General features: G+C 60.1%; 26 protein-coding genes. 10 read left to right on the forward strand and 16 right to left on the reverse strand.

Features of this window, described 5'->3' with window-relative positions:
- Nucleotides 1-31: 31 nt before the first annotated feature.
- From BUA38_RS32860 to xoxF5, 3 genes are all read right to left on the reverse strand, one after another.
- Nucleotides 32-1,141, reverse strand: a complete 1,110-nt coding sequence (locus BUA38_RS32860) for an S-(hydroxymethyl)glutathione dehydrogenase/class III alcohol dehydrogenase (RefSeq protein WP_072824644.1) — start codon at nt 1,139-1,141, stop codon at nt 32-34.
- Between the two features lie 23 nt (nt 1,142-1,164).
- On the reverse strand, nt 1,165-1,683 hold the full coding sequence (locus BUA38_RS32865) for a c-type cytochrome, methanol metabolism-related (protein WP_197685889.1): 519 nt from the start codon (nt 1,681-1,683) through the stop codon (nt 1,165-1,167).
- Between the two features lie 75 nt (nt 1,684-1,758).
- Nucleotides 1,759-3,564 (reverse strand): lanthanide-dependent methanol dehydrogenase XoxF5, encoded by a 1,806-nt coding sequence (gene xoxF5 / locus BUA38_RS32870; protein ID WP_072824646.1) that lies wholly within the window; start codon nt 3,562-3,564, stop codon nt 1,759-1,761.
- A 393-nt stretch (nt 3,565-3,957) separates the two neighbouring features.
- Between xoxF5 and BUA38_RS32875 the strand changes: the two genes are divergently transcribed.
- Nucleotides 3,958-4,926, forward strand: coding sequence for a helix-turn-helix domain-containing protein (locus tag BUA38_RS32875; RefSeq protein WP_072824648.1), 969 nt, complete (start codon nt 3,958-3,960; stop codon nt 4,924-4,926).
- A 12-nt stretch (nt 4,927-4,938) separates the two neighbouring features.
- On the opposite strand, the gene BUA38_RS37745 is transcribed toward BUA38_RS32875, so the two are convergent.
- A complete protein-coding gene (locus BUA38_RS37745; RefSeq protein ID WP_172806129.1) occupies nt 4,939-5,190 on the reverse strand; it encodes a hypothetical protein in 252 nt (83 codons plus the stop codon).
- 125 nt (nt 5,191-5,315) lie between these two features.
- Between BUA38_RS37745 and BUA38_RS32885 the strand changes: the two genes are divergently transcribed.
- Together BUA38_RS32885 and pqqA are read left to right on the forward strand one after the other, a co-directional pair.
- Nucleotides 5,316-5,717 (forward strand): EF-hand domain-containing protein, encoded by a 402-nt coding sequence (locus BUA38_RS32885; RefSeq protein WP_072824650.1) that lies wholly within the window; start codon nt 5,316-5,318, stop codon nt 5,715-5,717.
- 102 nt (nt 5,718-5,819) lie between these two features.
- Nucleotides 5,820-5,900, forward strand: a complete 81-nt coding sequence (pqqA, locus tag BUA38_RS32890) for a pyrroloquinoline quinone precursor peptide PqqA (RefSeq protein WP_072824652.1) — start codon at nt 5,820-5,822, stop codon at nt 5,898-5,900.
- A 74-nt stretch (nt 5,901-5,974) separates the two neighbouring features.
- On the opposite strand, the gene BUA38_RS38365 is transcribed toward pqqA, so the two are convergent.
- Complete coding sequence (locus tag BUA38_RS38365; RefSeq protein ID WP_244553123.1) at nt 5,975-6,151, reverse strand: hypothetical protein; 177 nt, start codon at nt 6,149-6,151, stop codon at nt 5,975-5,977.
- A gap of 150 nt (nt 6,152-6,301) precedes the next feature.
- Here BUA38_RS38365 and BUA38_RS32895 point away from each other — a divergent pair, with 150 nt between their 5' ends.
- Complete coding sequence (locus tag BUA38_RS32895; RefSeq protein WP_244553124.1) at nt 6,302-6,865, forward strand: hypothetical protein; 564 nt, start codon at nt 6,302-6,304, stop codon at nt 6,863-6,865.
- 100 nt (nt 6,866-6,965) lie between these two features.
- Complete coding sequence (locus BUA38_RS32900; protein WP_072824654.1) at nt 6,966-7,199, forward strand: hypothetical protein; 234 nt, start codon at nt 6,966-6,968, stop codon at nt 7,197-7,199.
- A gap of 6 nt (nt 7,200-7,205) precedes the next feature.
- Here BUA38_RS32900 and BUA38_RS32905 read toward each other — a convergent pair whose 3' ends face one another.
- The gene (locus BUA38_RS32905) at nt 7,206-7,559 is read right to left on the reverse strand and encodes a hypothetical protein (protein ID WP_072824656.1); all 354 of its coding nucleotides are present in this window, start codon (nt 7,557-7,559) and stop codon (nt 7,206-7,208) included.
- A 434-nt stretch (nt 7,560-7,993) separates the two neighbouring features.
- On the opposite strand from BUA38_RS32905, the gene BUA38_RS32910 reads away from it, so the two are divergent.
- Nucleotides 7,994-8,353: a hypothetical protein gene (locus tag BUA38_RS32910; protein WP_072826623.1), complete on the forward strand. Its 360-nt coding sequence runs from the start codon at nt 7,994-7,996 to the stop codon at nt 8,351-8,353.
- A gap of 31 nt (nt 8,354-8,384) precedes the next feature.
- On the opposite strand, the gene BUA38_RS32915 is transcribed toward BUA38_RS32910, so the two are convergent.
- Nucleotides 8,385-9,209, reverse strand: a complete 825-nt coding sequence (locus BUA38_RS32915) for a quinoprotein dehydrogenase-associated SoxYZ-like carrier (protein WP_072824658.1) — start codon at nt 9,207-9,209, stop codon at nt 8,385-8,387.
- 54 nt (nt 9,210-9,263) lie between these two features.
- The gene (locus tag BUA38_RS32920) at nt 9,264-10,178 is read right to left on the reverse strand and encodes a quinoprotein relay system zinc metallohydrolase 2 (protein WP_072826624.1); all 915 of its coding nucleotides are present in this window, start codon (nt 10,176-10,178) and stop codon (nt 9,264-9,266) included.
- A 149-nt stretch (nt 10,179-10,327) separates the two neighbouring features.
- Here BUA38_RS32920 and BUA38_RS32925 point away from each other — a divergent pair, with 149 nt between their 5' ends.
- Together BUA38_RS32925 and BUA38_RS32930 are read left to right on the forward strand one after the other, a co-directional pair.
- A complete protein-coding gene (locus BUA38_RS32925) occupies nt 10,328-11,218 on the forward strand; it encodes a substrate-binding domain-containing protein (RefSeq protein WP_072824660.1) in 891 nt (296 codons plus the stop codon).
- Nucleotides 11,215-11,790 (forward strand): PQQ-dependent catabolism-associated CXXCW motif protein, encoded by a 576-nt coding sequence (locus tag BUA38_RS32930; RefSeq protein WP_072824663.1) that lies wholly within the window; start codon nt 11,215-11,217, stop codon nt 11,788-11,790. Before BUA38_RS32925 ends, BUA38_RS32930 begins: the two co-directional genes overlap by 4 nt.
- Nucleotides 11,791-11,797: 7 nt before the next feature.
- Here the strand turns inward: BUA38_RS32930 and BUA38_RS32935 are convergent, their stop codons facing one another.
- The 7 genes from BUA38_RS32935 to BUA38_RS32965 form a co-directional block, all read right to left on the reverse strand.
- Complete coding sequence (locus tag BUA38_RS32935; protein WP_072824665.1) at nt 11,798-12,409, reverse strand: hypothetical protein; 612 nt, start codon at nt 12,407-12,409, stop codon at nt 11,798-11,800.
- A complete protein-coding gene (locus tag BUA38_RS32940; protein ID WP_072824667.1) occupies nt 12,406-13,254 on the reverse strand; it encodes an ABC transporter permease in 849 nt (282 codons plus the stop codon). Before BUA38_RS32940 ends, BUA38_RS32935 begins: the two co-directional genes overlap by 4 nt.
- Nucleotides 13,251-13,937: an ATP-binding cassette domain-containing protein gene (locus BUA38_RS32945; protein ID WP_244553344.1), complete on the reverse strand. Its 687-nt coding sequence runs from the start codon at nt 13,935-13,937 to the stop codon at nt 13,251-13,253. The genes BUA38_RS32940 and BUA38_RS32945 overlap by 4 nt, the downstream gene beginning before the upstream one ends.
- 128 nt (nt 13,938-14,065) lie before the next feature.
- The gene (locus BUA38_RS32950; RefSeq protein ID WP_156898836.1) at nt 14,066-15,067 is read right to left on the reverse strand and encodes a YVTN family beta-propeller repeat protein; all 1,002 of its coding nucleotides are present in this window, start codon (nt 15,065-15,067) and stop codon (nt 14,066-14,068) included.
- Nucleotides 15,052-16,233 carry an ABC transporter substrate-binding protein gene (locus BUA38_RS32955; protein WP_072824669.1) on the reverse strand — a complete coding sequence of 394 codons (1,182 nt, stop codon included), beginning with the start codon at nt 16,231-16,233 and terminating at the stop codon, nt 15,052-15,054. The genes BUA38_RS32950 and BUA38_RS32955 overlap by 16 nt, the downstream gene beginning before the upstream one ends.
- A 94-nt stretch (nt 16,234-16,327) precedes the next feature.
- Entirely contained in the window at nt 16,328-17,173 is an 846-nt protein-coding gene (gene fghA / locus BUA38_RS32960) for an S-formylglutathione hydrolase (RefSeq protein ID WP_072824671.1), read from the reverse strand.
- Nucleotides 17,174-17,205: 32 nt separating this feature from the next.
- Entirely contained in the window at nt 17,206-17,826 is a 621-nt protein-coding gene (locus tag BUA38_RS32965; protein ID WP_072824672.1) for a response regulator transcription factor, read from the reverse strand.
- Nucleotides 17,827-17,999: 173 nt separating this feature from the next.
- Between BUA38_RS32965 and BUA38_RS32970 the strand changes: the two genes are divergently transcribed.
- Both BUA38_RS32970 and BUA38_RS32975 read left to right on the forward strand, forming a co-directional pair.
- Nucleotides 18,000-19,355, forward strand: a complete 1,356-nt coding sequence (locus BUA38_RS32970) for a histidine kinase (RefSeq protein ID WP_072824674.1) — start codon at nt 18,000-18,002, stop codon at nt 19,353-19,355.
- A gap of 128 nt (nt 19,356-19,483) precedes the next feature.
- Nucleotides 19,484-21,907, forward strand: a complete 2,424-nt coding sequence (locus BUA38_RS32975; RefSeq protein WP_156898837.1) for a TonB-dependent receptor — start codon at nt 19,484-19,486, stop codon at nt 21,905-21,907.
- A 15-nt stretch (nt 21,908-21,922) separates the two neighbouring features.
- On the opposite strand, the gene BUA38_RS32980 is transcribed toward BUA38_RS32975, so the two are convergent.
- A complete protein-coding gene (locus BUA38_RS32980; protein ID WP_072826627.1) occupies nt 21,923-23,266 on the reverse strand; it encodes a PLP-dependent aminotransferase family protein in 1,344 nt (447 codons plus the stop codon).
- Nucleotides 23,267-23,369 lie beyond the last annotated feature (103 nt).

Genomic DNA, 23,369 nt, shown 5'->3' on the forward strand with positions numbered 1-23,369 from the left:
CCTATCCTCCTTGCGTTTGTAATTATCTCCGTCAGTACACGACGACCGAACGGATCGACTTGCCTTCGTGCATCAGATCGAAGCCCTTGTTGATCTCCTCAAGCTTGAGCGTGTGGGTGATCATCGGATCGATCTGAATCTTTCCATCCATGTACCAGTCGACGATCTTCGGTACATCGGTGCGGCCGCGCGCTCCGCCAAACGCCGTGCCCTTCCAGACACGGCCGGTGACGAGCTGGAACGGTCGCGTGGCAATCTCCTTGCCGGACTCTGCTACGCCGATGATGACAGACACGCCCCAGCCGCGGTGGCAGGCCTCAAGCGCCTGGCGCATCACGTTGGTGTTGCCGGTGCAATCGAAGGTAAAGTCCGCGCCGCCATCGGTGAGGGCGACGAGATGCTGGACGATATCGCCCGATATCTTTGTCGGGTTGACAAAGTCGGTCATGCCGAACCGGCGGCCCCAATCCGCCTTGGAGTCGTTGATGTCGACGCCGACGATCTTGTTGGCTCCGACCATCTTGGCGCCTTGAATGACGTTCAGCCCGATGCCGCCGAGACCGAATACGACAACATTGGAGCCCGGCGTGACCTTGGCGGTGTTGGTCACCGCGCCAACGCCGGTCGTGACGCCGCAGCCGATGTAGCAGCTCTTGTCGAACGGTGCGTCCTCGCGAATTTTCGCGACCGCGATCTCGGGCAGCACGGTGAAGTTCGAGAACGTCGAACATCCCATGTAATGATAGATGGTTTTACCCTTGTAGCTGAAGCGCGACGTGCCGTCCGGCATCACGCCTTTGCCCTGAGTGGCGCGGATCGCCGTGCACAGGTTGGTCTTCTGGCTGAGACAGCTTTTGCACTGCCGGCATTCGGGCGTGTACAGCGGGATGACGTGATCGCCGGGCTTCACCGATGTGACGCCGGCGCCGACTTCGCGCACGATACCTGCGCCCTCGTGGCCGAGGATGGATGGGAAGAGTCCTTCGCTGTCGAACCCGTCGAGCGTGTAAGCGTCCGTGTGGCAGATGCCGGTGGCCTTGATCTCGACGAGGACTTCGCCGGCCCTCGGTCCTTCCAGATCGAGTTCGACGATTTCCAGCGGCTTCTTGGCTTCGAATGCGACGGCAGCGCGTGTCTTCATGGTCTGATCCTGTTTGCTCGGCTTCAGTGCTTGGTGCCCATACAGGAATTCTCCGCCTGGGTGTAGGCTAGCGTTTTATCTTCGTGCTTGGCCGGGCGCACCCGCGCCACCGCGTCATTGGCGCGGGCCCGCAAATAAACGAAGATGTCGTCCAGGTAGCAGGTCACGTTCGGATTATCGCCAAACGCCGGCATCACGTTTTCCTGCGCCGTACTGACGTTCTTGCGGCCACTCGCGACTATCGCGAGGAATTCGCCGTAGTTCATCGTCTTCAGCGAGTCCTTCAGAGCCGGCGCGTAACTCGATCCCATGCCATCGGGTCCGTGGCAAACGTGGCATTCCGAATGATATCGGCGGTATCCCGAGTACGTGTACCAATCGACCGTGCCGTCCGGTTGGATCTTGTAGGTCGGGTTTCCCTGGCTATCGAGGTATTTGCCGTTCTCTGATTTCACCGCAGCAGGGTCGCCCGAGCCATCGGCGAAGGCAGTCCCGCCTGCAGCGATCAGCAAAACCGCTGCGGTTATTAGGTAGATACGCAAGAGCTTGTCCTCGGCTGTCGATGTGACGTCATCCGGCGCGTGAGTAGACCCACGCGCCGGAACGAGGTCCTCAGCTCATTGCTGCGGCAGTGTGAACACGGTCAGTGTTCCGCCAAGCGCCGTGTAATTGCTCAGCGCAGCGTAGCCACCGACCGCACCCAGACCTGCGGTCGGATCGGTCAGACCGGCCGCAAGGCCAATGCCCGCCCAACCACCGACGCCGGACAACACAGCGACATACTGTCTGCCATTGTGCTCATAGGTCGTGACGTTGCCGATGATGCCGGACGGGGTCTTGAACTTGTAGAGTTCCTTGCCCGACTTGGCGTCGACCGCCTTCAGATAGCCTTCCAGCGTGCCGTAGAACACGACGCCGCCTGCGGTCGCGAGCGCGCCTGACCAGACCGAGAACTGCTCCTTGTTCGACCAGACAATCTTGCCCGTCCTGCCGTCCCACGCGATGAAGTTACCCATATGGGTTTCGCCGGGAGGCGGATACATCGACAGCGTCGCACCCACATAGGGCTGACCCGCGGTGTAGCTCACCTTGAACGGTTCGTAGTCCATGCAGACGTGGTTGGTCGGCACATAGAACAACTGCGTGTCCGGCGAGTAGGCCGCCGGCTGCTCGTCCTTGGAGCCGAGCGCGGCCGGGCAAATACCCTTGTTGTTGTGGTCTTCGCCCTGCTTGTCGGTCGAGTATTCGTCGAGCACCTTGGGCCTGCCGTAGGTCGGCGAGCTCTTGTTCATGTCGACGCCGGAAGTCCAGTTGACTTTCGGATCGTACTTCTGGGCAACCAGCAATTCGCCATTGGCGCGATCGAGCGTATAGCCGAGGCCGTTGCGGTCGAAATGGGTCAACAGCTTGCGGGCTTTTCCGTCGATCGATTGATCGGTGAGGATCATCTCGTTGACGCCGTCATAGTCCCACTCGTCGTGGGGCGTCATCTGATAGACCCACTTCGCTGCGCCGTTATCCGGATTGCGGGCGAAGATCGTCATCGACCACTTGTTGTCGCCGGGTCGCTGCTTCGGATTCCAGGTCGAGGGATTGCCCGATCCGTAATAGACGAGATCAAGCGTCGGGTCATAGGCGAGCCAACCCCATGTGCAGCCGCCGCCGATTTTCCACTGATCGCCTTCCCAGGTCTTCAGGCTCGAATCCTTACCGACCGGTTTGCCGAGCGCGGTGGTCTTGTCGTCGAACAGGATCTGATCGTCCGGACCTTCGGAGTAAGCTTTCCAGACCTGCTTGCCGTCCTTGATGTTGTAGGCAGTCATGCTGCACTGGACGCCGAACTCGCCACCAGACGTTCCGACGAGAACCTTGTCCTTGACCACCATCGGCGCCGAGGTGCCGGTTTGGCCCTTGGTCGGATCGCCATTGGCGATGCTCCATTCGACATTGCCGTTCTTGGCGTTGAGCGCCACCAGCTTGTCGTCGGCTTGATGCAGGAAGATCTTGCCGTCGCCATAAGCGACACCGCGGTTGACGGTGTCGCAGCACATCACCGGAATGACGTTTGGATCCTGCTTGGGCTCATAGCTCCAGACGATCTTGTTCTCGTTGGAAAGGTCAAGAGCATAGACCTTGTTCGGGAAGGGCGTGTGGACGTACATCATGTTGTCGACGATGAGCGGACCGCCTTCGTGACCGCGCAACACGCCGGTCGAGAAGGTCCAGGCGACCTGCAATTTACCGACGTTGGAGGCGTTGATCTGCTTCAGCTTGGAGTAACGCGTGTTGGCGTAATCGCCCGTTGGCATGACCCAACCGGCCGGATTCTGCGACATCCGGTTCAGTCCGTCATTGGCGCCGGCGCTTCCTGCGGCCACAGCCGCCATAGCACCAAGACCAGTCGCGAGTAGTACTTTTCGCATCGTGGTTCCTCCCAGGTTTGAACTTCGGGTTCCGCGGGCGCGGCCCAGTTTTTGAGTTCTCGTTAGCATGCATCCGTATCCTCTTCGAAAGACTGAAACTTGCCCGAGAGAGAATCCCGTTTGCTTGAAAGCGAAGCGCGATCAACTTTTTCGCCTCGCTCATGACGATTGTGGAGGTCCGGCAGTGGGATGTTGCAGGGCGTCAAATGCCCCCGCCGGCAGCCCTTCGGAGGTTTATCTTGACGGCGTCGAAACTTAGACCGAGGATTGAACAACGATAGCGTGAGGAACGTCCCGCGATTCCAAATTCGGCTGCCTCAACTTGGCCTTGGAAATCGCTTATCCGTGATTGTCTGCGAGGGGTCGCGGTTGATCTGAAACCGGTGGCAGGAAATGCCTGACACAGTTCATTCGCTCAGTACTGCGGGACTGGGGCCAAAGAGGCAGATTCAGTATTGGTCAGATGCACTGACCGATCTGTGCGGGCAATTTTCTGTCGACCCGCTCGAAGCATCGACGCTGGAAGCACGGATCAATTTCACCACGGTTTCGAAACTGAAGCTGTGCCAGATCGAAGCAAGTCAGCATCGGATCGCGCACACCAACTCGCCGAGCCACAACAGCGAACATCCCTACGTCAAGATTCTGTTCCAGACTTACGGCATCTCGTATTTCGAGCAGAATGGCTGCCAGATCCAGATCAGGCCCGGCGATTGTCTCGCCTATGACGTTTCCTCGCCGCACACCATCATCAGCCCGGCTTTGACGCGGCACGAGGTCGTTATCGTGCCAAAGGAATTGCTGCGGGAACGGGGATTTAATTTCGACAAGATGTCGGCATGCAAACTCTCGGCGCTGACCGGCACGGGCCGCATTGCACGCGACTTCGTGCACGCGGCGTTTGGCGAGGCCGCCAAGTTGTCAGCTGCCGGTGCCGCAGGCGTCGCCGAAACGCTGATCGACCTGCTGCTGCTGCCGCTGCGAGAGGCCGATACGACCTTCGATCGTTCCGGCCCGGAGGCGATGTATGTGCGGGCGCAGGCCTTCATTCGCGAGCATTTGCGTGACCCGGACCTTTGCATCGATCAGATTTCAGCCTCTCTCGGCTGCACCAAGCGCTACCTGCACATGCTGTTCAGCGAGAGGGGCATAACCGTCAGCGACTACATCTGGCGCGCGCGGTTACAGCACTGCCGTCAAGAGCTTGAGAACTACGGCGGCAAGACGATCACCGACGTTGCGTTCTCCTGGGGATTCTCGAGCTCGTCGCACTTCAGCCGCGTATTCCGGAAAAACTTTGGCGTCTCGCCCTCCACCATTCACAAAGGGCAGGGCGTCAGCATCGTACCGGACGAGACCTGACCGCATTTTGGTTCAGCTTGAGGGCGCGCTCGGACAGTTGGCTGGGCGAGGCTTTCTGCCACGCTTGTCGAACGGAACATGGCAGTTGTCGATTCTTTGTTCGTCGCTCCATTTCGGGCCTAACCGTTCCTTACCGGTCAATCCCGGCCCGGGTATCTCCGTCGCGATGTTGTTTGCCGCGTTGGCTTTTCCGTCCTGGGCCAACGCGCCCGGCGCAAGGCCGAGGAGCAGCGCGGCAAAAAGCGGGGCTCGCAACATCGACATGGAAACCTCCCGTCAACAGACCCGCGACCTCTAACCGAAAAGGGATTTCTGCCGCCACCCGAAACCTGAAAACCAGCGATCCAGTTCAACCGATTGCAGGAATATGCTTACACCGGAGATCAACGATGATATCGCGCCGATCCATCCTTCTGATACCGACCGTTTTGCTGGCAGGGACATCGTCGTCCGTCCTGGTTGCCGCCGCTGCCGATCCGATCAAGACATTCGACCTGGATGCTGACGGAACGCTCGACCTCGGCGAGGTGAAGAAAGCCGCGGCCGAACTGTTCGCGCGGCTTGACCCGGATCACGATGGGACCCTCGACAAGCGCGAACTGCGCGGACGTTTGACGGCCCGTGAATTGGCCGCTGCCGATCCCGATCATGACGGCACCTTGTCGCTGGACGAATACCTGGCCATCGTCGAGAAGCGCTTCAATGCAGCCAATCGCGACAACGATGGAACATTGGATGCCAGGGAATTGCGAACGCCGGCGGGGCGCGCGCTGCTGCGATTGCTAAGATAGCAACTGGTTTTTGAAGTGCGACCGCTCGACTCTTGCGCCAAACGGCAAGCGGTTTTAGGTTCGCGTCGGTGCAATGTTTGCACCAATACCTAGGAGACCCAAATGTCTTGGAAGACTCCGAAGATCGTTGAAGTGCCGGTTGGCATGGAGATCAACATGTACGCTTGCGCAGCCCGCAAGTAGTTACACGGCGTTCTGCCCGGTTCCGGCAGTCACCTGCCGCGAGCCGTGGCAGGCGTTGCGTCCGAGCGCTTCACTCACACGCGCTGATGATCTTCAACATAGCAATCAATCCAGGAAGAGCCTGCCGGGCAGCGACGCTCTGCTTTTTTCTGCAACCCGCTTGCAGTCTTGCCGAGGGGATCGATACCGAGCACATCTATGGATTTATGATCGGTTCGGACGTCGGCGACGCCGGCGAACGGGAATTCCAAACCACGTCCACTGGTCGATTCTCGAAGCAAGCTGGAGGTTACCAGGCAGCAGATCAGCAGCTTGAACTGGAATTTGTGCCGTTCAGGAATTTTCGAGTCGAAGTCGGAACGACGTTCGCTGCCTACGATATCGCGTCCGTTCCGGGGCTAATGGACCGCAGTCTGGCCGGCTGGCAGGGAGCAGCGCTGGATTTGCGCTACCGGTTGCTCGATCGCGCAACCTCGCCGTTCGGCCTGACCCTGGCGCTTGAAAGCCATGGAAACCGATTCGATGAACTCACGGGATCCAGCGCGCGAAGCTACGGTACTGAACTGACGCTTGCGATCGAGCGGGATGTGATCCCCGGGCTTGCGGTCGCCACACTCAACGTCGGTTACCAGCCGGAATGGACGCATTTCGCAGGAGTAGCAACGCAGGAGCGCGAGTCAACCCTTGCCGTAGCGTTCGGGCTCATGGCGCAGGTGCGGCCGGATCTGTTGCTCGGAGGCGAGGCGCGCTACTTCCGCAAATACGGGGGCATCGGCCTTGAGGAGCTTTCAGGCGAGGCTTTCCTTGTCGGCCCGACCGCTTATTTCAAGCTGTCGGAGCGCGCTCGTTTGACAGCGAACTGGAGCTTCCAGGCGTGGGGCCGCCCCGCGGGCACGGGCGCTGCGCTTGATCTCGTAAATTTCGAGCGCCAGCAGGCGCGGCTGGTGTTTGGGTTGAATTTCTAGGCGGCCGGGACGGGGATCACCCCGCGGGTGAAACTTCTTGTCGGACGGTTCGTAGCTTGTTCACGTTATCGCCAGCCGAGCGGCGCCAGAGGACATCGGCATGAATGCAATCGAGCTGATTATCACAGTTTGTGCCGTGTTCTCGCCAAACACCTGCGAGGAACGGCATTTGGCGTTCTCTTCGGAGTTTTCCCTTCAGCAATGCACCATGAACGCACAGCCATACATCGCACAATGGGTGGGCGAGCATCCGAAATGGACCGCGATCAAATGGCGCTGCGAATATCCTCATAGCCGCGAAAAAGCGGATCGGGACCAAGTTTCTGTCGGCTGATTGCGATCACTTGTTGCAGTCCTTCAGGTCCTTGTCGGCGATCGAAAACACGGCGTCCGCCCGGATTTCGATATTGCGCACGACGCATTGCTTGTTGTCGCGATAGCCGACCCTGACGTCGTAACGGCCGGGTTCGACGCCCGTGATGCGCAGGCGTTCGTCGTGGTCGACTTCCTTGTCTTTGTCGTTCAGCGTCTGGTTCGGGCCCCATTCATTCTTGCCCGCCGGTGACAGCTGGAAGTCCGAGATGGTCGATGTCGTCAGGTTCCAGAATCGGATGCCTTTGCCCTTACTCTGCGCCACAGCCGAGGCCGGCAGGATCATCGAACACAGACAGATCGCAATCAGCACACGCAACATATGATCTCCCCCAATTTTCTCATCGCCGGCGGCATCGTGACCAATTCCGGTGATGGTCGGCTTTTCAAGATACTAGTGTCCCGATTCCGAAGTTCGTAGCATTTTCGGAGCCACGGTTCGAACTTCGGAATCGAAAGGACACTAGCAAACCTATTGATCTAGTGTGGCTTTGGATCAGAAGTCCGCATGACAAACTCGCGGCAGCAATGATGCGGACTTCTGATCCGCCACGCTAGTGGAGTGGATTTGACATTCGCTCCCCGCCTAGCCGAGAGTTCGTCAAGCGAATGTCAAATCCAAAACTCCACTAGAAACCCGTTATTTGCTAGTGGTCCTTTGATTCTAGCATTTGCAAAAGTGCCTGCCTCATCGGGACACAAATGTTAGAATCGGACACTAGCGATAGCATAGCTTTTGCTTTCGGGAGAAATGCCATGGCGTTCGTCAGGAGTACTAGGCCGATTGTCGCTGCATTATGTGGACTGGCGGCAATGGCCGCGATCGCGCATGCCGATGACAGCAACGACTACCCGACGTCAGCGCGTTCCGAATATGTCTTCGGCTGCATGAAGGCCAATAGCGAAACGCGCCAATCGATCGAACAGTGTTCGTGTTCGATCGATATCATTGCCTCGCTATTGCCTTACGACCGCTACGTGACCGCTGAGACAGTGTTGAGCATGTCGCAGGTTCGCGGCAATCTCGGCACCCAGTTCCGCTCGTCCGAGCAGGCCAAAGGAGCCCTGGACGACCTCAGGCGCGCCCAGGCTGAGGCCGAGGTCAGGTGCTTCTAGCAGGCCTTGGAAAAGGCCTTGTCCCGAAGGCTCAGGTGCCGGAATCCTCGATCTTCCATTCCTTCTGAAAGACGTGGCCAGATGTGTCCTTGGCCTCGGCGCGGAACGTCCTGGCTCCGTTCGAGACGTAGGTGAACCGGATATTGGGATCTTCCGAGATGGAGATGCCGCCTTCCATCGACAGCACGGGGCTGTTGTCCTGCCACAGATGCAGCTGGTCGACGAAGAAGGCCGGGATGTAGAGATGCGTGACCTGGTCCATCTGCAATCCGGAATTGTTGGGATGACCGATCATGATCTGGGCTTCGCGCGGGCCGCTGGTCGGGCCCTGGTCGGCTCGGGCGAATTGCCGGTATTTCATCTGCCCGAGGCGATTGCGCGCTTCTTCCACATTTTTGCCGGCAGGTGCCGAACAGCCGCCGGATGCCTTGACGAAGGTCTTGACCATATAGAGCTGGCCATCGCTAAGCTCGGCCACGGCATGAACATTGGTGTAGCTGTTCACGCGAACGCGCGTTGAAATTTCCGATACCCGCGCGTCGGACCCAAGTTCGAATTTTGCCGCCATCGGCGCCGGATTTTGATCAATCACCAGCGTGATCGTCTTCAGGCGTCTCACGTCATCAGGCGCGAGCTTTGATCGCAGCGTCACGGGCACGATCGCCGCATCTTCGGCACGGTATGGCATCTCGATGGCCAGGATGTCGTTGCCGTCGTTGATTGCACGATTATTGAAGATGTCCTGGACCAGGCCCGGCCAGGGATCAACGGGCTCGGCGGCACCCGAAGGCGAACCGCGCATTAGCAGCGCGACGCCACACAGCATCAACAGACAGAGCAAGCGAGGACTCTTCATGCCGCGCTCCTTGCGGGGTCGAAGCAACGAACTCTCGACAGGTTACCCCTTACGCTACTCCCACTCAATCTCGGAAAATGCTGCGGTTGCGTTCCGGGCGTTATAGTCATCGAACAGTTGCCACCGCGACCGTTCCGAGGTGGCCGCGGTGTCAGCGGCCGATTTGATTGTGGCGCCCTTCGCCACCATTGCCTTGATGTCGGTGGCGAGGGTGTCGAGGTAGCGGCGTTGATCGGACAGCGCTTCTGGCCATTCGCTCACGCGGCCGTGACCGGGAACCACGCGTGTCGCAGGCAGCCGCCTGAGATCGTCGATGATGCGCAGCCAACCGCGAATGCTGCCGTCGACGACCGGGATATGCTCGAGGAAGACGAGGTCGCCGGCGAATAACGTTTTCGACGTTTCGTCGAGCACGGTGAGATCGTTGTCGCTGTGCGCCGCCGGCCAGGCCTGCAAGAGGAGTTTACGCGCGCCGAGATCAAGCTCGAGCGTTCCATCAACCAGCAATGTCGGGAGGACGATGCGGACCTCGCCGATCAAGCCATCGCCCATGATCTTGCGGAAGGCGTCGAGATAAAATGGACCACGCGTGCGCAGGGCTTCCGGCAAATTCTTGTGCCCGACAAAAACGGCTCCTGAACCCGCAAAAGCGGCATTGCCGAATATGTGATCGGGATGGCCGTGCGTGTTGACGACGTAACGGATCGGCTTGTCGGTCCGCGCCCGAATAGCAGCAACGAGCTGCCGCCCTTCGCGAACGCTGCCACCGGTATCGATGACTGCGACGGCGTCGCTTCCGACGATAAAACCGACATTGGCGATCGCGCCTTCGTTCTCGCGCGTCATCAGCTCAATCGTCCCGATGTGAACGAAAACGCCGGGCGCGACTTCGCTGACGTTCAATGCGGGCTGTTGCGCCTGTGCTCGCGGCAAAACGAAGAACGCCGCAAGCGCGAGGCCGACAAGCATCTTTTTTCGTTCAAAACGGCTACGCATGGTTCCGTTTGCGTCGCAACAGGCGCTGCGAATTAGTCTTATGGATTATCCTGTTGCACGCCTTCAGGGAGCAGCATAGCATTTTGGTGGGAGAGTGGCGCACAAGCTGAGGACAGCAATCGATGACCTATGCCCCACTCAAACCTTACCTGTTCGCTCCGCTTCTAGCGCTCGCCGCAACGCTTGCCGGCGCGCATTGGGCCGGCGCGCAGACCGACAATGATGGCGGGCTGGATCTCTCGATAGAACTCGTCGATCCCAAGGTGTTGAGGGTCTGTGCCGATCCGCGCAACCTTCCGTTCTCCAACGAGCAAGGGGAGGGGTTCGAGAACAAGCTCGCCGAATTCCTCGCGGCGAAGTTACAAAAGAAGATCGACTACATGTATTTCCCGCAGGCGACGGGCTTCGTGCGCATGACACTTGGCGCGCATCGTTGCGACGTCATCATGGGGTTTCCGCAAGGTGACGATCTCGTCCAGGGAACCAATCCCTATTACCGAACGGCCTATGCGTTGGTCGCAAAACGGGGTTCCGGCCTTGAAGATGTCGCAGCATTGGATGACGCCCGTCTGAAGGGTAAGCACATTGGCATCGTCGCCGGCACGCCACCAGCAACCGACATGGCGGTGAACGGCCTGATGTCGAATGCAAAGCCCTATCCGCTGATGATCGATACCCGCTTTGATTCCTCGGCCGGAGCCATGATTGACGATCTGAACAAGAACGTCATCGACGCCGCCATTCTCTGGGGACCGATGGCGGGATTCTATGCCAAGAAGTCCAACCCGCCGCTTCACGTGACACCGCTGGTACACGAGAAGAGCGGTCCCCAACTGGTTTATCGGATTGGCATGGGCGTGCGGCGCGCCGACCAGAACTGGAAACGGATGCTCAACCGCCTGATCCAGGAGAACCAGAGCGAGATCAACAAAATCCTGGTCGAATACGGTGTTCCGCTGCTCGACGAGAACAATCAGCCGATCACCGTGGAGGCGTCGACGAGGTCGCCATGACCGTCTCCATCGCGCGTTCGATGCTTGCGTTGATGGTGCTGGCCGGCGCAGCGCGTGCAGACGAACTCGTGCCGGAGCCTCAGAACTATCGCACCGAGGATTACCGCGCGCCCGTTCCGGATACGCTCGCCGGCGCGCGCGTGCTTTCGACGCGGGAAGCAGAGGCGATCTGGCGCGACAAGGCTGCTGTGTTTGTCGATGTACTGCCGCGTCCACCAAAACCGCCGAACCTTCCAGCGGGGACGGTTTGGCGGGACAAACCCCGCTTCAATATACCCGGCAGCGTCTGGCTGCCGGATACCGGTTATGGCGAGCTCGCCGCAACCACCGAAGAATATCTGCGGCACGGGTTAATGCGCGCCACAGGCGGCAACCGGGCCGCGTTGATCGTCGTGTATTGCCAGGCCGATTGCTGGATGTCGTGGAACGCGGCGAGGCGAACCTTGTCACTTGGTTACAGCAACGTCGCCTGGTACCCCGATGGCACGGACGGATGGGAGCGCGCCAACCTGCCGACGGCCGAGGCGCAGCCGGAACCGAGGCCGACGGAGCAACGCCCGAAAGAACCGTGATCCAGGGTTATTCGATTTCCTGCTGAATGGTGCGGCCAAGCGCGAACAGGCGTTGGTCGATCGTGGTCGGCACCTCGCACACGAATTTGACGACGCGGCGGCGATCTTCGAAAATCCGCGTTTCCCAGACGAGCGAGTTGCCGAGTTCATCGATCTTCGCCTGGTCGCGCGGTGTGGCGTCCTGGAGCGCCTGCAATTCGATCGTATCGGAGCGAACCTTGTCCGCCGCCTGGCGCTGCTTACGCGTTACCCGCTCGAGCCCGTTCATGACCGAAGCGCGCTCAGCGTTGAGTTGCTCGAAAAGACCGGCAAATAGCAATTTTCCTGCCGCCACCTTGTCGGTTCCAGGCGCCGCCAGAAAGTCCGTGATCGCCTTTTGCGCGTCTTCAAGCGGAAGCTTTCTGGCCGCCGCCTTTTCAACCAGAGCACTGATCTTTGGATCGTTTTTCCATTTCTGTTCGGCGTCGTCGAGCGATGGGCCAGCCCACACCGCAGCAAGCGAGATTTCCGGCACCTTGGCCTGCGCGCAGGGCCAATCCGGATAGCGCGGATCTGCGGCGTCAGAAATCTGCGTCGAGGCGACGACTGCAATCAACACGAGTCCAATGCGCGAAATCATGTCTCACCTCCCGCGGGGCCGCGCCGGGCGAGACCCCGCGACGGATCATAGGCGAAAATGGCGCCGATCATGAAGACCGCCGTGCAACCGCCAACCACGGCAAGCGAAACCCAGTTCATTTGGCCATACAGCGCAAAACGGATCAGCTCGACCGCGTGCGTAAACGGATTGAACTGACACACATAATACAGCATGGGACTGCCCTCCTGGACCCGCCAGAGCGGATAAAGGGCGGATGATGCAAAGAACATCGGAAAGATCACGAAGTTCATGACGCCCGCGAAATTCTCAAGTTGCTTGATCCCGGAGGAGATCAGCATGCCAAGCGAACCGAGCATCAAGCCGGACAGAACCAAAGCCGGCAGCACGGTGAGATAGCCGGTCGGCGGTGGTGTGATGTCCCAGAACCAGGCGATCAACAGGAACGCGTAGACCTGGAGCAGCGATACCGCCGTACCCGCAAGCAACTTGCAGAACAGCAGATACCCGCGCGGTAGAGGGCCCACCAGCAACGTGCGCATGTTGCCCATTTCCCGGTCGTAGACCATCGACAGAGAGGACTGCATGCCGTTGAAGAGCTGAATCATCGCCATCAAGCCCGGTGCGATATAAACCTCGTAGAGGATGTAGGTCTCATAGGGCGGGATGATCGAGATGCCCAGCACCTGCCGAAATCCGGCAGCGAAGATAAAGAGCCAAACCAGCGGCCTGACCAGCGCCGAGATGAACCTTTCGCGCTGGTGCAGGAAACGCAGCGCTTCGCGCCACACGATGCCGTTGAGACAGGTGATATATTCGGCAAAAGAAAAGCCGCGACGGGACCGATCGAGGGTCGTGGAGCTCATTGTGTAAGGCTCCCCGATTGAACGCCGGTCAGGCGCATGAAAGCGGAATTGATGTCGGGCGCGCCAATTTCTTTCAAAACGCGATCGACCTCGCCGCAGGCCAGGACACGGCCTTGATGCAGGACGACAAGGTTGTCGCTTGAGACGATTTCGTCGAACAGATGGGTGGCCCACAACACGCCGATGCCCTGTTCGACGACGAGCTGGCGGACGTGGCTCAGAATGTCGGCGCGCGCCTTCACATCGAGGCCGACGGTCGCCTCGTCGAGCAAAAGTAGCCTCGGCCGGTGCAGCAAAGCACGTGCAATCTCCAGCCGGCGCATCTGGCCACCCGAGAGATCGCGAACTTTACTGCCTGATCGGTCAGAGAGGCCAATCCGCGCCAAAACCTCGTCGCCTCTCAAGCGCGCATCGCGGCGGCCAATGCCATGCAGGGCGGCGTGATAGAGCAGGTTTTGCATCACCGAGAGATCGAGATCGAGCGTGCGCGGCTGAAACACCACGCCCATGAGGCGCAGCGCCTCACCTGGGGCGCGCCCGATATCGTGGCCGAAAATGCTGATGTGTCCTGCCTGAATCCCGAACAGCCGCGTGACCAGCGAGAACAGCGTACTCTTTCCGGCGCCGTTGAGGCCGAGCAGGGCTGTAAAGCTCGCCGGCGGCACGTCGAAGGCAACATCCATCAGCGCGCGCCGCGCACCGTAGGAATGGCTGACGTTGCGGATCGACAGGGCAGGCGTCGCCGGGACGTCGTGCCCGGCCGGATCGGTCGGAGTCCGCGCAGCAGCCTCGTTATAGGTATCGGCCGTTGTCATGGCGAGATCGTCACGCCCCACGGAAGTTCGCCGACCTGAATGGTCTTGATCACCTTTTGCGCTCCCACATCGATCACCGAGACATCGTTGGAGACGCCGTTGGTAACGAGCAGAAACTTTTCGTCCGGCGTAAACGCCATGTGCCAGACCCGCTGTCCGACCAAAAGATACTTGGTCACGGCGTGGGTCGCGGTATCGACGATCGCCACCCGGTTCGCCGGACCAAGCGCCACGAAAGCGGTCTTGTCGTCCCTGGTAATGCCAATTCCGACCGCCTGAATGGCCTCGCTCCGCAGCCCCGGAATGTTGAAGGTGATCTTGCCGGTCACGACGTGCTTGACAGGATCGATGATCGATACCGTGCCACCGATCTCCGATGAGACCCACAACTCGGAACCGTCGTGTTTGAATTCGGCAAAGCGCGGCCGCGAGTCGACCAGCACATTGGCGACCACCTGACGCGTCGATGTGTCGATAAAGTGCGCCATGTTGGTCGTCTCGGAGGTATTGATCAGGATCTTGCCGTCCGGACTGATGGTCATGCCTTCGGGCTCGACGCCCACCTGAATGTCGCCAAGCCGGCTCCGCTTCTCGAGGTCGATGATGGTGACGGTGTTGTCGTTCTCATTGGCGACGTAAAGGACTTTTCCGGCCGCATCCTGGGTGAATAGTTCAGGGTCGGGGCCGGAGGGCAGCGTGTCCACGACTTTCAGGGTTTTGGTGTCGATCATCTGGATCGTGTCGTCGTCACCGACGGCAACCATCACGAACTTGCCGTCGTGGGTGAACTCGATGCCCCTGGGCCGTTGGCCGACCTTGATCGTCGCCGTGACGGCCCATTTGTCGGTGTCGATGACCGAGACGGTGTTTCCTTTCTCGTTCGACACATAGGCGGTGTAGGCGAAAGCGGGGCTCGCCGCCGTAACGCATGCGACCGACAAGGAAAGCAGGCAACAACGCCACATGAACGAACTCTCCGCCGTCATTGTAATTTGCATTTGGTCTCGGGCCGATCGACGCCAAGCGTATCGAGTTCGGAGACCTGGTGCAGGAAACCTTCCTGCGGCGATACCGACACCACCATGCGGCCGTCGGCGAGCAGGATCGGCTGCCGGAGTTGCAGATTCCAGTCCCGCAGGGTCAGTCGCGTCCCTTTGAAGGCGGCAACTGAAAAATCTTTTCCCTTGATAAAACTGAACACGGTCTTGGGGTCGGCGGAATTGGTGCGCGAGATCGCTTCACCGATCACGCGGGTGGCCGTCCAGGCCTGCATGTCGAGCGCCGTCATGCGCCGCGAATTCTGTTTCAGGAACCGATTCTGAATTTGTACCGCCCCCCATTGGTCGTGCGAGGCGTCCCAACTGGTCGGCACCAGCCCCGCTGAGCCCGCCACGGGCCGCGGATCCCAGGTGCGGTATGGCAGATAGGCGGCAAATACCTCGCTCTCGTCGGCCGCGACAAGAACGTCATAGGCGGGCGCCTCCTGCGTAAACACCGGCATCTGCCGCTGGATCAGCGTCACGCCGCTGTCGGTGCGGCGGGCACCGCCGGTGTCCTGAAAGGTCCGCTCCTGCACGATTTTCGCACCAAAGCGCGAAGCCGCCCGGCGCAGCGCATCAGCATAGAGTTTGTCGTTATCGTGCGAACCGCTCACCAGCAGCCAGCGCTTCCATTGCTTCCACACCAGATATTGCGCCAATGCATCCGCGAGCATCGAGCGGGTCGGCGCCACATGGACAACGTTGGCCCGGCAGTCCTGCTCTCGCAGTCGGTCGTCGATCGAGCCGGCGTCAAACAACACCGTACCGCGATCGCGCAACGTATCCGCGACCTTCAAGACTTCGTCCGCCGGCAAATCCAGGACGATGGTGCCATCATGGTCGGCGAGCTTGTTGGCTGCCGCAGTGACATCATCGCCTTCCTTGAGCCGCAGCTCGGTGAGCGTAAAATGCTGGTTGAGAAAATTGCCGGTGGTGTTGTTGTCTTCGATCGCAAGGAGTGCGCCGGCTACCCCGTCATTTTCGGCAGGTTGTGCGGCCAGCGACAATGTCGATTTGACGCCGGCATGACGAAGATAGCCAATGCCGACCTCGATGGGGTCGGCCGCCAGCGCGTGAGTTGCCATGAGGCTTAGGCCGATCGCGCCAATCCATTCCCGGATCATGGCGTCTCCCTTGCGGTTCTCCTCGGATGGGAGAATTCTTGATTCGAAACAAGACCAGATCGCGCTAGCTTGCAAGCCTACTTAAGGACGCCAATCAGGCTCCCAACCGCTGCGCGTGCCAGCGCAGATGATCGGCCATGAAGGTCGAGATGAAGTAATAACTGTGATCGTAACCGCTCTGCCGGCGCAAGGTCAGGGGAATACCAGCTTTCTCGCACGCAGCCTGAAGCAGATCGGGACGAAGTTGCTCCGTCAGGAATTGATCGGCATCGCCATAGTCGACGAGGAATTCACGAAATTTGGCGCCATCCTCGATCAGAGCGACCGCGTCGTGCTTGCGCCATTTGCTCTTGTCGTCGCCGAGATACCCGCCGAGGGCCTTGATACCCCAGGGCACATGCGAGGGTGCGACGATCGGCGCAAAGGCGCTGGCCGCTCGGTAGCGGCCCGGATGGCGCAAGGCGATGGTCAGCGCCCCATGGCCTCCCATCGAGTGCCCCATGATCGATTGCCGGCCAGAGTCGACCGGAAAATGTTCGGCGACGAGCTTCGGCAACTCCTCGGTCACATAGCTCCACATCCGGTAATTGCGCGAGAAGGGTGCTTCCGTCGCATCGACATAGAAGCCGGCGCCCAAACCGAAATCGTAGGAATTGGCGGGATCGCCCGGCACGCTTTGGCCGCGCGGACTGGTATCGGGTGCAACGAAGATGAGCCCGTGCTCCGCGCAGGCGTTGCGAAATTCGCCTTTCTCGGTGACGTTGGCGTGGGTACAAGTCAATCCCGACAGATACCAGACCACGGCGAGTTTGGTGCCTTCGCGGTGTGCCGGAACATAGACCGAAAAGTTCATGTCGGTTTGGGTCTGCTCGCTGGCGTGCTTGTACACGCCCTCGATGCCGCCATAAGCCTTGTTAAGAGAAATCGTTTGCAGCGCCATCGCGCGCCTCCGCCGTCAACTATTCCGTTGCTCTAGCTCAGACCGCTTTCGATGGCAAAGCGCACCAGCTCCGCGGAGGATCGCACGCCAAGTTTCTGTCGAATAATGGCCGAGGTATTCGCGACCGTCTTGTAAGGGGAGTGCACCATCCAGGCGATCTCGGACAGGCTCTTGCCTGAGCCGAGCAACCTCAGGATTTCCATTTCACGCGCGTTGAGCTTCGACAACGGGTTCCTGGCAACTGTCGGGCCTGCAAAAGCCACGCTGCGCGCCAGCGCGGACGGAAGATAAACGCCGCCTTTGGCGACTTCGCGGATCGCCTCGACCAGGTCCTGGGGATCACCTGTCTTGGATACGAAGCCCTTGGCGCCAACTTCGATGGCGCGTCCGACATAGACCGGATCATCGTTCATGCTGAACATGATGATGCGCGCCTGAGGGTCCTTGGCCAGCACGCGGCGCGCCAGTTCGAAGCCCGATACCGTCGGCAGATTGATATCGATCAGGCAGATGTCGGGATGTTCGGCTGAGAAGGTGCGTTCGGCACTTTCCGCATCCGGCGCTTCCAAAAACACGATATCCGGCTCGTCGGCGAGCACGGTACGGCAACCGGACGCAACGATCGGATGATCATCTGCGATCAGAATGCGCATGCATCTCGCCTCACACCGACAGTTTCGTTGTTGCACCGCACTGCATGGCGGCGAAATCTCGATCAGCCATGCAACTTCGGCGACAATGCGATAGGCTTTGATTAGACAGACGCGTGTTTCGCCTGTCAACGTCGGGTGATGAGGAACCGAAAATCGGCGCAATAGGGATCGTCATGTGGCAGAGACTATCATTGCGTTCCCGCATCAATGTGTTGCTGGCGCTGGTGCTGACATTGGGGCTCGCGGTCAATGTGGCGCGGCTGGTGCTGGAGGCCGGCCCACGCGTCCAGGCTGAAGACCAAAGCGTCACGCGGCTGGCGCGCGAATTCGTTGAAACCATCGTCACGGGCCTGAACGAAACGGCGGACCCCGAGGCGGGGCTGAACCAGATTATCGCCGATCTCAAGCGGCTGCGTCATGTCAGCATCACACGGCAAGATACCGCCGCTGCGGTTGACGCTCGAGATGAAGATGACGATGCGCGCTCGGTGCCCGCATGGTTTGCCACGCTCGTGCATCCCGAAACAACCTCGGTCAGCGTCCCGGTTTCGATCCGCGGTCAGGAGACCGCGCTCGTCATCACTTCGATCCCGAACGACGAAATCGCCGAAATCTGGGACGGCATCCTGACCCAGCTTGAAGTTGGATCGGCTGTCGCATTGGCGCTTCTTCTGATTACCATGGTCGTTGTCGGCAGGGCGCTCGCGCCGCTGGACGCCCTGTCGCGGGCCATGAAAGGGATCGAATCCGGCTCCTACGACGTGCACATCGAGCCGAGTGGGGCGCCCGAGCTCGCGGCGATCTGCACCCGGCTCAATCACCTCGCGGCCACACTGGGGGCGGCGGTCGAAGAAAAGCGGCAACTCGCCGAGCGCGTGGTATCTTTGCAAGACCTGGAACGTGAGGAGATCGCGCGCGAATTGCACGACGAGTTTGGGCCATATCTCTTCACCTTGCGGGTTCATGCCGGAGCGCTGATGCGGCTTACCAAGGCGCCATTGCCGGATCCGGAAGGCCTGAGGAAACATGGCAGCGCCATCCTGGAACAGGTGCACGAACTCCAGCAGTTCACGCGCCGGATTCTCGATCGGCTACGTCCAATAGGCCTGGCCGAGCTCGGGCTTCGTGAGGCGCTGGGTGCACTTCAGCGGTTATGGACCAATTCCCATCCTGACGTGACGATCGAGACGACGATCTCGCAGTCGCTCGGTGAGACCGGTGAAACGGCGGACCTGACGATCTACCGCGTGGTCCAGGAATCGCTGACCAATGTCTTTCGTCATGCCCGCGCGACGGCGGTCAATGTCAGTATCGAACCCGCGGAACGGCCGGCGGGCGGGCAGGGCGGCCGCGACTACGCGCTGGTTCGCGTGCGCGATAATGGCCGCGGATTGAAGCCGGACCAGAAATTCGGCCTCGGCCTCACCGGCATGCGTGAGCGTATCCTGGCGCTCGGGGGAACGTTGACCGTCGCCTCGGGCGAGGGCGGCGTCACGATCGAGGCCATGGTTCCCACGCAAGCTCTGTGAGAGAAACTCTTTTCGGGAAATTTCCCGAACGTTTCGGGACCTTTTGCGCGTGCGCGCGGCAAGCCATCCACTAACATCATCGGTTCCAGACCGGCGACCAGCAAAACAGCCGGATGGGGGCATTGCGGATGGGTGGTCGGGTCCTGTGTATTGCGTCAATAGCGGCTGCCGCCTTGGTGGTCGCCGGCAGGCAGGCTTGCGCGCAGGACAGCAACAGCAACGTGACGAACCTGCCACCGGTCGAGGTGGATGCGCCTCAAACCGGCGTGAAGCCGGGGCGAGCGAGCGGCGAACGGCGTATCGTCCGTCCGGTTCAAAGAATTCCGGTCTACCCGACCGCTCCGTTGGCAACCGTGGCCAACGATGCCGACAAAGTGCCCGCTGGCATCAATTATGTCGATAGCAACGACATCAAGCGAACCGGCTCCCTGAACGTCATGGATGCCCTGCAACAGAACGTGGCAGGCGTTAACATCAGCGACGTGGCCGGTAATCCCTTTCAGGCCAATATCGAGTTTCGCGGTTTCGTCGGCTCGCCGGTGGCGGGCACGCCGCAGGGGCTGGCCGTTTATCAGAACGGCGTTCGCATCAACGAAGCATTCGGGGACATCATCAATTGGGATCTGATACCCACCGCCGCGATCAAATCGGCTTCGGTCGTGACCAACAATCCGGCCTTCGGTCTCAATGCGCTTGGCGGTGCGGTCGACGTCCGCATGAAGGATGGATTTAGCTACCACGGTACCGAAGTCGATATCATGGGCGGTTCGTTCGGCCGCATCCAGGGTTCAGCGCAGTGGGGCCAGCAGGTTGGCAGCAACTGGGCCGTCTACGGCGCGCTGGAAGGCGTGCATGACAGCGGCTTCCGCAACTTTTCGCCGTCCGATATCCGCCGCTTCTACGGCGACATCGGCTATCGATATGACGGCAACGAAATCCATCTCAATCTGGGCGCCGCCAGCGACAATTTCGGCGCGTCTGCGACGGTGCCGGCCGAATTGCTACAGCAATTTTGGGGAGCGACCTACACCACGCCGCAGACTTCGGCGAACCAGGTCGGCTATGTGAACCTGACCGGAAAATTCGAAGTCTCGCCGAGCTGGACGATCGACGGCATCGCGCACTTCCGCGCGTTCACGCAGCATACCCAAGACGCCAATCCCACGGGGACGCAGCCCTGTGACCCCAACACCGCGCTGCTGTGTTTTGGCGACGGCAGCACGCCGGCGAACGGACTGAATGGCGCTCAGCTTGCCAATCCGTTCCCAGCCGGCTCAATCCTTGGAGAGATCGATCGCACAACCACCAACTCGAACACCGGCGGCTTCTCGGTGCAAGCGACCAACACGGACCAGCTCCTCGGCCACGGCAATCGGTTTGTCGTCGGCACAAGCTTCGATTCCAGCGTGACGCACTTCGGCGCGAGCGCCGAGCTCGGAACGATCGGGACGAACTATGTCACCGCCGGAAGCGGCATCTTTCTCGGGCAATCCGGCGATCCGGTTTCGATCGGCCCGGTGTCGCTGCGCGCCACCAACCAATACACCGGCCTTTACGCGCTCGATACGTTCGACGTCACCAAAGCCTTCTCGATCACCGCGGGCGGCCGCTTTAACGACGCACGGATTTCCTTGCAGGACCAGATCGGTACGCAGCTCAACGGCAATTCAACGTATGACCGGTTCAATCCGATCATCGGGGGCACCTACAAGATCACGTCCGGGTTGACCGCCTATGCAGGCTATTCGGAATCCAACCGTGCGCCGACCCCGCTCGAACTCGGATGCGCCAATCCTGCGATGCCCTGCATTATCGCGGCGTTCCTGGTCTCCGATCCTCCGCTGAAACAGGTAGTGTCGCACACCTACGAAGCTGGTTTCCGGGGCACAAAGGACTTCAACTTCGGGACACTCGAATGGAAGCTTGGCGGGTTCCGCGCGACCAACACCGACGACATCCTCGCGATTCCCGATCCGATCTTGCAAGGCTTCGGATATTTCCAGAATGTCGGCTCGACGCGCCGGCAAGGCATCGAGGCCGAAGCCCATCTGAAAGCGTCGAGATGGCAGTTTCGCGCCAGCTACGCCTTCATCGACGCGCGTTTTCTCGATTCGCTGCAGGTCGGCTCGAACAGCCCGTTCGCCGACAATAACGGCAACGTCCAGATCACGCCGGGCAATCAGATCCCCGCCATTCCACGCCATCGCATCAAGGCCGGGTTCGATTATTCGATCACGGATGCGCTCAAGGTCGGCGGCGACGCGTTATTCGTGAGCAGTCAGTATCTGGTCGGAGACGAATCCAACCAGGCGCCGAAACTGCCTTCTTATGCGGTCTTTGGCCTTCACGCTTCCTACCAGATCGACAAGACGTACCAGATCTATGGCCGCGTCGATAATCTCTTCGACAACCGCTATGCGACCTACGGCACCTTCTTCAATACGACCTTGGTTCCGAATTTCGCCAATGGCGGCAATCAGTTTACGAACCCGGAATCTCTCAGCCCGGCGCGTCCTCGCGCCTTCTATGCCGGGCTGAAGGCGACCTTCTAGAGCGTCGCACCACTATCATTCCGTCGAATCGAAATCGTGCTCGCTGGCATTCAGCATCGCGGCAATCGTTCGCAGACCGCTGTCGAGCTGATCCATGGTTGGTGCCGCCAGCGCCAGCCTGACGGCATTTGGCGCGTGGCCAGGCGCGACCGCGAAAGTGGTTGAAGGCGTCAAGGCGATGTCGCGTCTGGCCGCGGCCGCGACGAACGTCTGCGAGCGCCAGTGCGCCGGCAACGTCAGCCACAGGTGATAGGATTTGTCGTTGGCCTGGATTTCGAAGCCCGCGAGACGGTCGGCCGCCAGTTTCTGGCGCGCGCGAGCATCGAGTCGTTTCAGTCTGGTCAATTCCGCAACGGTGCCATCGCTCATCATCCGCTGCGCGGCCGCAAACGCAAATCCCGATGCGGTCCACCCGCCCGAACGTACCGAGGCCATCACACTTTCACGCAACCGTTGCGGCGGCACGATGAAGCCGAGCGCAAGGCCAGGCGCGGCCTTCTTCGACAGACTGTCGATGACAATGCAGGAGTCCGGTGCGAGCGCGGCGAGTGGTGGCTCGTTGTCGAGAAAACCGTAGACGTTGTCCTCGATGATCGGGAGGTTGAGCTTTTCGACCACGCGCAACAGATCGGCGCGGCGCGCCGGGCTCATCGTCACACCCAACGGATTCTGAACTACCGGCTGGATGTAAATCGCCGAGAGATGGGCCTCTCGGTGCGCCTTCTGCACCGAGTCGGGCCGAACGCCGTTTTCGTCCATCGCCAGCGGCACCAGCGAAACGCCGAGCCGCGCGGCGATGCCCTTGATGAAGGGGTAAGTCAAAGGCTCCACGCCGCAGCGGCCGCCCGTTGCAACGACGGCGGCGAGCGCTGCTGCGATGCTCTGTCGGCCATTTCCCGTGAAAACCAGCTGGTCGGGTGAGGGGGACCATGCGTCTTGTGACAAATACGCGGCTGCCACGCTTCGCGCCGCCGGCGTTCCGAAGCTCGTTGCCTGTCGGAGTGCTGCGTCTAGCGCCGCGGTTTTCTCCAGCCCCTCGAGACTTTTTGCGATCAGGGCGCTCTGGTCGAGCAGGATCGGATAATTGAACTCGAAGTCGATCCGGATACCGCGCGGCTCGCTGGGCGCTGCGACGCCGCGTTTCGCATCTCCTGAGATGAAGGTGCCCCGGCCAACCTCGCCAACGACAAGGCCGCGACGCAATAGCTCGGCATAGACGCGGCTTGCCGTCGAGACGGCGATCTTGCGCTCGTAGGCGAAATCGCGCTGGGGAGGCAGCCGCTCGCCGGGCTTCAACGCGCCATCAGCTATTTCCGCGGCAATCGCATCCGCCAGCCTCAGATATTCGGACTTCGACATATATTGCACCGAGAACAATGTTTTGATTGCACCGATGTTTGTATCGGAACATGGTAACTGCAGCAACCGGATTGCCCCGGGAAGCACGAACATTTCGGTCGAT

Source organism: Bradyrhizobium erythrophlei (assembly GCF_900142985.1).
Taxonomy (GTDB): Bacteria; Pseudomonadota; Alphaproteobacteria; order Rhizobiales; family Xanthobacteraceae; genus Bradyrhizobium; species Bradyrhizobium erythrophlei_B.